Raw genomic sequence first — 9,185 nt, forward strand, 5'->3', positions numbered from 1 at the left:
ACCCGGTACGACAAACTCGCCGTCCGCTACGAAGCCACCGTCCACATCGCCGCCATCAACGACTGGCTCACGATCCTTTGAGACACGGCCTAGCCTGCCTAGGCAACCGCTTGACGTGTCTCCCGTTGGCCAGCAGACGCTCACCAAGGAGCTGCGCAGACTGCGTCTACTCTCTGCCCTTGTTCCGTCGCGGTTCCGTGGTGGCACAGGAACCAGCGAGAAGTGATGCGGGAAACTCGAAGGAGTAGCCGCTGCCCAGCCGTATGGTCGAAGTGTTCCTGCAGTTGGTCACGCTAGTCGAAGATCACCCAGATCTACGAGGGCACGAACCAGATCCAGCGGATGGGGGATGGCTCGGCAGCTTCTAAAGTAGCCCGGACATGCGGGAACCCCGCCTGTCGGTGGGCGGAGGTGGGGTTCGCTGTCTCGTGGTTGCGGGTTAGCGATCACTGTTCCGTGAGAGACGCCGTGCCAAGCCCAGCAGACCGGCTCCTCCGTATCAAGCCCAGCTCTGGCCGCGGGACAACGCCTGATCGAGGAACGGCGACAGGCGAACGTACACGCGAAGCCGAGCTTGACACTCCGTCCCCGGCCCGCTGCCGCTCCGCGGTGCGTCGACGGCGTACGAGGTGATCAGGGCGAGCGCCTTGGCCTAACGGGTTGTTCGGCCCTGAGCCATTGATGGTGACAGTCCCGGTGTTGCTTCGAGATCAGCTCCCTATCCGGACTGCTCCCCAGCGCCGCTCAACTGTGCGACCGACCGGGAATGTGAACGAGCCTGGAATCAGCGGCCCCGCGGATCATGCGGGCGGTCAGTGCGTACCGGCTAATGCTTCAGCCATATTTTGATCACTTCTGCGGGTGGTGGGACCGCCTCGTAGGGCGCGATGGCTGTGGCGATGGCTTCCGCGAGGTCGTCGACGGTCGTCACCACGTATTGCGGCGGGGTAATCCAGATTCGTGGTGCCGCATCGGGGTTGTCGCTGTTGCGATAGAGCTGGGCGTAGAAGTGGCCGAGGCCGTCCTCGTAGCCCCAGGTGCTGTAGCGATCCCAGCCTGGCATGGTGAACGGTTGGATACCCCCGATCGGGGCGGACGTGGAGCTCTTCACGGCGTTGGTGCCGCGGTTGGTGTAGGAGGGCCCGTAGACGATCTCCCATACGCCGCCGTCGTGTTCGATGACGTCCATGGGCACCATGGTCTTCAGCTGGCGTAGCAGGCTTCGAAACTGCTGCGCATCCATGCCGGCCGCGGCCGCCAGCTGCGGAATATCGACACTGTCGTCGAGCTCCACCCCCATCACTGACGGCTCTTCGCCCCAGCATTCAACCGTCGTCCGCTCGGCCAGCAGGACAAGCACTCTTTCGACGTCCGGATCAGCCAGACGCAGTCCTCGCACGTAGGCGACGGCTTGTTCACTCATCCGCGCTCTTCCCTTCTGGGGGACCTCACTGATCAGTCTGATGATTGCGCCGATCGTGTGCTGATCATTGGGTTTTCCGGTAGTCACTCAACTCCTGAAGAGGGGCGGCTGGTGGAGCCTCACTCGTGCTCCACTGGTGAGATGGGAAACGCTCTGGTAAGCCTGATCGCGATCGCTGGCACCCTGTTGGGTGCCTCGGCCACCCATGCTTTCCAGCTACGTACCGCCCGGCAGGCTAGGCGGCATGCGTGGGAGGAGCGCTTGTGGCAGGAACGACTAGCTATCTACGGCGCGTTCGCCGATGCCCTAACGTCGTATCGTTATAGTCAAAACGATCGGTGGCATCGGCACAGGGAGGATCCTGACGGGCCGGCCGATGTGGCGGCACGCGATGCCTCGTTCGTGCGGCGAGCGAGTGCCAAGTCTGCGCTGTTCAGACTCCAGCTCCTCACAGCAGACTCGGCGCTGAATCACCTTGCTACCCAGGCGTTAGATGCCGCGTGGAGAATCTATCCCTCGATAGATCAGGCGGAGCTAAACGCGCGCCGTGACCAAGCGCTCAGCGCTCTGGAAAAGTTCATGAATGCAGCCTCGCAACAGGTACTAGCGGCGGGCACGCAAGGGCAAGCCCGGCGTGCAAGCCTTCACCTCTTCCCGTGAGCCTGCAAAGGGGCGCTTCCCGACCAGGACTCGAAAGCTCTGCCGCCACGCCCCGTCTATCGGGCGGCTCCTGAAAGCAGGTCCGTCCATAGGTTCCAGGCTTCCGTCATCGACGACGGGCGGGTCTCGTGGACCTGGTGAGCGTCGTCGAGCTGGACGGTGCGACGGATGAAGGCTTGACCGCCGCCAGCGCACAGGTCGTACACCGTAGCGCGGCAGTCGCAGGTCCAGGCGAGCGATCGTGCCCTGTGGACGCGGAGACCGGAGAGAGTCCAATCCAGGCGCACATGGTCACGCTGCGGCATCGCCACATGCGGACTTATGCACCGATTAAGGGCGACTCCGGGCGTCCCCCGAGGAACCACGGGCGCATCTTAAGCTGGGAAGCCATAGCGCTATAGCACGCTGTCCATCGCTACTGCACGCAACAGCTTCCTATGGTTCATGGTTGGTGGAGCTGAAGGCGAATCAGCCGAGATGGCGGCAGGTCCATGCGATCATCGCCGATCGTATTCGCACGGGCGAGTACAAGGCGGGTTAGCGTACTCCGTCCTTCATTGCGCTCGTCGAGGAGTTCGGCATCGCCAACGCCACTGGCCAGAACGTCATGCGCGCTCTGCGGGCGGACGGCTTGATCCGGACAGAGCAGGGGATGGGCAGTTTCGTGACCACACCCGAGGAGCGCGAAGAGCTCAAGAATTAGCAGCACTCAACCACGGCGGCCACGTTTGCTCCCCGGTGGGCACGGTGGGCGACTTCTCCTCGGCCACTGCGGCGAAGCGGTTGTTAGCCGCGAGATCGTCATCCGTCAGCATCATTCCGGCAGCGTATGAGCGAGATGGAGCCGGTCCGTCAAGCGCAGGACACGGCCGCCGCTCCCAGGGAGCGGAACATGCAAGGGTTCTGTCCAACGGGCCGGGATCGCGGCCAAGCCGTGGACGGCTCCCGCCATGCCGCCCTGATGGCATCGTGCGAGCAGTGCCGACTCTCGAGTTAGCGCCAGGAGGCTTAGGGGTGGCGGTGCTGGGCTGGCGGCTCCGCTGGCGAGGAGCAGGTCAGAGTCCTGGGTGTCGCGAGTCCAAATCGTTATCTTGCTCTTGACTTAAGCCGGCTTGAAAATACCGATTGGTGTCTCATTCCAATAGCGACGGCCTCTGACCTGGGCGCCTATTCAATGGATGTCTCACAACGGGCCGCTAGCGCTCTCAACAGGCAATACTGCAGGCTATTTACCGAATGTCGTCGCTTCTCCTGGCATTTCTCATAATCGCTCCCAATGCTTCAGGGGAAGCTTGCGAGCTGTACCATCGTCGCGATGTTGTCGCCCGCCACAGAGAACTTGGCGGTTGCTGTGGCGGGCGTTGAGTCGTCCTGGCAAGGAGAACCCAATGCAGAGGGTACAGCTTGGCGCGGGGCCGCTGGTGATAGCTGCGGTCGTCGCCGCCCTGGTCACGATTTTGATCATCACTGGGCACGGCAGTGAAGCCCCCCTGGTGGTCGGCGCCGTCTCCATGGTGCTGGGTCCGTACGCGGGCCGAAACAAGGCCGCAGAAGACGGGCGAGCTGCAACGAGAGCTGAGTGACAAGGTGAGTGACGATTGAGGCGGACGTACCGGACCTTGACGGACCCCGGTGGCCTGCTGTCCCAGGTGGGGCCTACATGAAGCCTGGCCGAAGCCGTTGCTAAGTGGCTTCTCATCGAAGGGGTCAGAGGCTGGAAATCTCCTCATCGCGCAACCGAGATACCGGCTCGGCTCCGGATCGTGGCGCCGGGCGCTCCTTTACCGCTCGATCAGTTCCACCAGTCCCGCTCGGGCAGTCGTAGCCAGGCGCCCGGTGGGCCAGTGATCGGCCGGGCGTCGGCCAGGCGCAGGTCTGCACCAGCGCAGCAAAACGCTGGCGGATGGTTGCGATAGAGGTAGGCGGCGAGGATCTCCTCAGCAGGGGCGTCAGTGGGAGTCATGTAGGCGGTGTGCGCCTCCCAAGCCACGACCGTGCCCCCTCGGGCGATGTATCCGCTGATGCCGCCCTTGGGGTTGAAGTACAGGCTGTAGCAGACCATGCCCGACGAAACACGCTTGACCAGGCCGGGAGTATCGGCGGTGTATCCCCAGGGCTGGGTGATGACGCAACCGCCGGGCACGTCGGTGATGCCGACGATCCGCTCGGCGTCCGGGACGTTGTACCCAGCCTCGTACAGGGCGTCGTTGCTCACCGCGTCGGCCGGTGTGGCTTCAAGGCGGGCTGTGGCTTCGGCTGCGCTGATGCCGGCCACGCCGGCCAAGCTCAGGCCGTCGTAATAGAAGTCTCCCAGCGCGGGGATCAGCCGTTTGGCTTCCGCTGCGGCGGCGGCCTCGGCCTCAGAGAGACCAATCTCCGGTGAGGGGATCTGGAAGAGGCCGGGGGTGGGTTCGGCCAGGCTGAGACGGCCGGGAGACCAGCCGTCCATCATGGGGCGCCACGGGTCTGCTCCAGCGGCGACGAGGGCTCGGGCGTTGTCCTCGCGCCCTTCGAAGACGGCCATCCAGAGCGCGGTACGGCCTCGATGTTCGGCATCGACATCGTCAACGCGCGCAGCCCACTCGGCGACCACTTCGGGCGATCCCCGATCAGCCGCGACATGCAGCGGCTTATCGAAGACATTCACGCCGGAGTTGGGATCAGCACCTGCGGCGAGCCGGTCGCGGATCAGCTCGAGGTCTGCCCATCCGTCTTCGCCATAGCCGACAATCCACCATCCGCCGTCATCGGTGGCAGTCATGACACTCCTTGAACAACGCGGGGACACATGCGTTGCCGATCATGGCCTGCGGGGCCGACATTTCGGTTGGAATCTAGCGCGCTATCGCATGTGCGGCAGCTCACGTTGCTCCAGCCTCGGGCACGCCACGCGATTCCAGGTCCTGTGATCTTGCTAACGCGGATGCTAACAACGGCCGTGGACACTCGTGGATGCACATGGATCACCAGGCCACCATGGTGGTGCGCAAGCTGGGTTGGCGGAGGCTCGCGGACACCTGTGGACGATCATGTTCTCACTACGGATCAGAAGGTTGGGGTTTCGAGTACCTCCGGCCGCACAGCAGGAAAAGGCCCTCCGGGATCATCCCGGAGGGCCTTTTTCGTATCCGTCCAGTGGCTGCGTACAGCAACCTCGTCGACATCACGTTTGGGCTGTGTCGGGGGTCGTGCACACGGATGCGCGGGACGCCCGCTCGTCCACTGGGCTGCCATCGCCGGCGTGACCCGTCGCATCTCCCGCGGGGGACCCGTTCGACGTCAGCCAGTCTGTGACTGAGGCTGCTCGCCCATCTCAAGCACGCACTCAGAAATGGATCTTCCCAAGAAGTAGGCGTCAGCGATGGGTTGCTCAGGCGAGACTCCACAGCCGGATCGTGCTGTCGAAGCTGCCGGAGACGACTACGGGGGTGCCGTCCTCACGTGTGCCCACAGCCAGAGCGCTGATGTTGTCGGTGTGGCCGGTGAAGGGGCCGCCAAGCGGTAGGCCGGTGTCGAGGTCGCGCACCACCACGTTACGGTCGTCGCCACCTGAGACGATGACAGGGGTGCCGTCACCGTCCTTGATTGTCACGACGAAGGGGTGGTGGGCGTTTCCTTCATGCGTCAGGGGCTCCCCAAGAGGCCGGCCCGACTCCAGGCTCCAAATCCGCAGCGCCGCTGGCGGGCTTCCCTCGTCCAAAGGAAAGTTCGGGACCTCTGCCGAGATCACGACACGCTGTCCATCGCTGCGCTCCGCGATCGCCATCCCGTACACCATGCAGGTGACGCAGGTGTTGAGAGGCTTGCCGATGGGCTTACGCGTGTCGAGATTCCAGATTCGCATCCTTGAGTCGGTGCTGCCGGTCACAAAGACGGGCTTTCCATCGGCGCGCTTGGTGACCTCGATGTCCATGACGCCGGAATAGTGACCCCACCATGGCTTGCCGATGAGCTTGCCGGTGTTCAGGTTCCACATGTGGAGCGCGGCCATTTTGCGCCCCTCGCCGTTGGAGATGATGACCGGCGTGCCGTCACTGCGCTTCCCTATGGCGACCGCGTGGACGAGCGCGTGCCCGGTTCTGAGTGGTTTGCCCAAGGGCATGCCGGTGTCGAGGTTCCACATCCGTACGGTGCCGTCCTCACCGCCGGAGACGATGACAGGGGTGCCATCGCTGCGCTTCCCGATCGCCACGTCGTAGGCCGGCCGGGTGTGGCCGGTGATGGGCTTGCCGAGCGGCTTGCCCGTGTCGAGGCTCCACACCCGCAACGTCTTGTCGAAGCCGGCAGAGACAATGACCCGGGTGCCGTCACTGCGCTCGCCGATCGCGAGCGCGCTGATGCCGCGTGTGTGGCCCTTCAACGGTCCGCGCAGCTCACTTCCGAAGGGGGGAACCCCGGCGGGGATGGCGGGCCAGGCAGGATGGCCAGTGAGAGCGGCCGGCGTCGCCATCACCGCGGGCGTATACCAGCACGTGCCTGCCACCAGGAGACCCAGCGCGACCACCAGCGTTCCGGCACCCGTCCTTACTGCATGTAGCGCCATCTCCTTGTCCTTCCAGGCGTTCTGCCCCCGGGATCGTGATCGCGATCACGGCAGGCGTCACTGTAGCGACTGGGATCCTTGTCCCGGAAGAGCACGAATAGCTTGGAAGCCGGGCAAGTACGGAAGCGCTGACGACTTCTGGATTTCCGAACCCCCACTACGTGCCGAGGTGAACATGCGCGACCTCGAATTGGTCAGCTTGGCGGACGAATCCCTTCTGCCATGCCAGGTGACAACGCAGACCGATGGCGAGACGTACGAGCTCCGGCTGACTCGCGCAAGCGCTTCGCCGATCAGGGTTCGATCATCGATCGACTTCGAAGACGCCTTGCGACAGCTGAGAACAGAGCTGGAACAGCAGAACCTGCTGTTGCTCTGCAACAGGTACCGCCGCGATGCGTTCGTCTCCTCGATGTCACGTCAGATGAGTGAGGGCCTGTCGTGCTACGTAGTCGTCACTGGGCAACCTGTATCGCCAGAATTGCTTGTCGACAGCCTCGCATCGGCCCCCAGGAGCGATGTCGTCACAGCCGAGGAGGCGTCGAAGTTCATCAATGAATGGATCGCCGGCTTCGACGACTGACGAGGCTCTTCGGACAGGCCCTCGGCTCCTGGATGCGCGGGCTGTACAGCAGCACGTACAGGAACGCTGTCTTACGCGATCACCCCGACCAGCGTCCATCCGCCGCGTGAGCAGGCCGAGCAGCCCCTGACGTGCGATCTGTCGTTCCCTACGGATCAGAAGGTAACGGGTTCAACTCCTGTCCGTCGCGCACAGCAGGAAGGCCCGCAGCCAGGGACGGACCTTTGTGTTTGTCAGGACCGGCTCGGTACCTTGCCAACGCGTGGCTCCCGCTACTCGCCCATCGCCTGAGCGCACCGGAGTAGCGCGGCGCTACGCCTTTCCGTGCTCCTACAACACCCGCCAAAGCACCTGGCCTCAGGCGTCGACATCGTCGGTGTCGCCCTCGTAGAAGCCCAGGCCTCACAGCCAGGACACTCGGCCCTGACGCTGGTGGACTCATCGAGTCCGTCCGGGACATTTACGGTCCCCGTGCCCTCGCAGTTTTCGCACTCGAACTATTACTCGTCCGGATCGGCGACGTTGACGCGCTTGGCCACTGATTCTCCTCAGAATCTCGATCTGAGTCGAGCGCCTGACAGCGAAGGCGCACCTACCCGATCCCGCCATGACCCGATCTCGTTCGCTCTGGTCAAGCACCGCCATGCGCCCGCTCGAACAGGTGCAGAAGCGTGCGCCGTGACAACGGACCGCTGGTTGAAACTGTTGGGTTTCTCTCCAGGATGGGAGCCTGCAATGATCAGCCGATGGAGTTAGTGCTCGACCCGCCGCACGGGATCGGTCCGCTGCGACTCGGGATGACGCCAGACGAGGCACGAGCGGCGCTCGAAACGTTGGGTCCGCTGGAGCCGACCGCCTACGGCGAGCTGGCCGTGCACCTGACGAGCGGGCTTGGGTTCAGCGTGCATTTCGGGGCGGGGCCGACGCGGGACCGGGTCAATGCGATCGAGGTGTGGCGTCCGCACGAGCGCGACGTGGTGCGCTACCGCGACGTCGACATCTTTGGCCTGCCCGCGCTGGAGGTCGTGGAGCGGCTCCGAAGCCACATCGACCTCATGCCGAACGAAGACGATGATGGGTTCACCGCGCGAGCGTCATACCTCGCGTTGTGGCGACCGTTCGCAGCCGATGATGACCCAGATGAGGCGCAGGGGCACTTCTTCCAATCGGTGCTCGTGGCCCGGCCGGGCTACGACGACACTCCCGCCGAGGCAGCGGCCCGGCTGGCCTCCGGAGGCGAACCCGGCTACTGATCCCAGGACTGTGCGTTTGCCTCGCTCCGCCCTTCCGACGTCCTCGCCGCGGCCTATATGGCGCACGCTCATCGGCAGAAGAGGACGGCAGCGCGGGTCCGAACCCTGCCAGCATTGGGCTGCGAACACACAAATCCGTGAGACGAACGTCAAAGCGTACTTACGATCGTGTCGCTGGACCTCGCATTGTTTCGGTCCCCGATATGCTCAACTCCAGTGACGTCTCCTGCTCATGGCGAGCGATAGATCACACATTTGACGAGATGAGCGTTGGCCGGCGTGGGATAGCGGTGAGATGGTGGCGGCCACCTTGGTGCAGTTCCCGAAGCCCTACATTGCAGGTCCCCGACGATCGCTGGCATGAGAATGCGGCGTTCATCGCGCACGCACGGTCCGATGTCCTGCGTTTGCTGGAACGAGGTTCGTCGCCTGCACGCTCTACTGGGGAACCCTCATCACGATGACGCCGATGGTGGCCGGTCCTGTTAACAACGTTGCTCACAACGTCCCTGGATACCGATGGACGCTCGTTGCAGCGATCACAACGAGAGCGTCGGTGAGCAGGCATTTCTAGAACCGGTAGACGCTGGTGGACGGTCCCGAACTGGCTACGGATCAGAAGTTGGGGCTTAGAACTCCTAACAAAATGATCTAGGAATACTGGTGATCGCCTTCGAGTTGATCACGGTGTGAGGAAGGGCGAGCAGCCCCCGTGGATCGTGC

6 protein-coding genes are annotated in these 9,185 nt (G+C 63.6%); 3 read left to right on the plus strand and 3 right to left on the minus strand.

Going from position 1 to position 9,185, the window contains the following annotated elements; genetic code table 11:
* Nucleotides 1-826 precede the first annotated feature (826 nt).
* Nucleotides 827-1,423, minus strand: coding sequence for a hypothetical protein (locus ACIBST_RS48850; RefSeq protein WP_397180288.1), 597 nt, complete (start codon nucleotides 1,421-1,423; stop codon nucleotides 827-829).
* A 2,048-nt stretch (nucleotides 1,424-3,471) separates the two neighbouring features.
* Between ACIBST_RS48850 and ACIBST_RS48855 the strand changes: the two genes are divergently transcribed.
* The gene (locus ACIBST_RS48855; RefSeq protein WP_397180289.1) at nucleotides 3,472-3,666 is read left to right on the plus strand and encodes a hypothetical protein; all 195 of its coding nucleotides are present in this window, start codon (nucleotides 3,472-3,474) and stop codon (nucleotides 3,664-3,666) included.
* A gap of 209 nt (nucleotides 3,667-3,875) precedes the next feature.
* Here ACIBST_RS48855 and ACIBST_RS48860 read toward each other — a convergent pair whose 3' ends face one another.
* Both ACIBST_RS48860 and ACIBST_RS48865 read right to left on the minus strand, forming a co-directional pair.
* Nucleotides 3,876-4,844 carry an ankyrin repeat domain-containing protein gene (locus ACIBST_RS48860; protein WP_397180290.1) on the minus strand — a complete coding sequence of 323 codons (969 nt, stop codon included), beginning with the start codon at nucleotides 4,842-4,844 and terminating at the stop codon, nucleotides 3,876-3,878.
* Nucleotides 4,845-5,453: 609 nt separating this feature from the next.
* Nucleotides 5,454-6,626, minus strand: coding sequence for a WD40 repeat domain-containing protein (locus ACIBST_RS48865; protein WP_397180291.1), 1,173 nt, complete (start codon nucleotides 6,624-6,626; stop codon nucleotides 5,454-5,456).
* A 175-nt stretch (nucleotides 6,627-6,801) separates the two neighbouring features.
* Between ACIBST_RS48865 and ACIBST_RS48870 the strand changes: the two genes are divergently transcribed.
* Nucleotides 6,802-7,209: a hypothetical protein gene (locus tag ACIBST_RS48870; protein WP_397180292.1), complete on the plus strand. Its 408-nt coding sequence runs from the start codon at nucleotides 6,802-6,804 to the stop codon at nucleotides 7,207-7,209.
* A 746-nt stretch (nucleotides 7,210-7,955) separates the two neighbouring features.
* The gene (locus tag ACIBST_RS48875) at nucleotides 7,956-8,462 is read left to right on the plus strand and encodes a hypothetical protein (protein WP_397180293.1); all 507 of its coding nucleotides are present in this window, start codon (nucleotides 7,956-7,958) and stop codon (nucleotides 8,460-8,462) included.
* Nucleotides 8,463-9,185 lie beyond the last annotated feature (723 nt).

Origin of the sequence: Nonomuraea sp. NPDC049684 (genome assembly GCF_044465345.1) — a bacterium.
Taxonomy (GTDB): Bacteria; Actinomycetota; Actinomycetes; order Streptosporangiales; family Streptosporangiaceae; genus Nonomuraea.

Bases quoted from the DNA above. Each gene is read 5' to 3' on its own strand.
- ACIBST_RS48875 (WP_397180293.1), top strand. From the start codon at position 7,956: ATGGAGTTAGTGCTCGACCCGCCGCACGGGATCGGTCCGCTGCGACTC.
- ACIBST_RS48855 (WP_397180289.1), top strand. From the start codon at position 3,472: ATGCAGAGGGTACAGCTTGGCGCGGGGCCGCTGGTGATAGCTGCGGTC.
- ACIBST_RS48860 (WP_397180290.1), bottom strand. From the start codon at position 4,844: ATGACTGCCACCGATGACGGCGGATGGTGGATTGTCGGCTATGGCGAA.
- ACIBST_RS48870 (WP_397180292.1), top strand. From the start codon at position 6,802: ATGCGCGACCTCGAATTGGTCAGCTTGGCGGACGAATCCCTTCTGCCA.
- ACIBST_RS48865 (WP_397180291.1), bottom strand. From the start codon at position 6,626: ATGGCGCTACATGCAGTAAGGACGGGTGCCGGAACGCTGGTGGTCGCG.
- ACIBST_RS48850 (WP_397180288.1), bottom strand. From the start codon at position 1,423: ATGAGTGAACAAGCCGTCGCCTACGTGCGAGGACTGCGTCTGGCTGAT.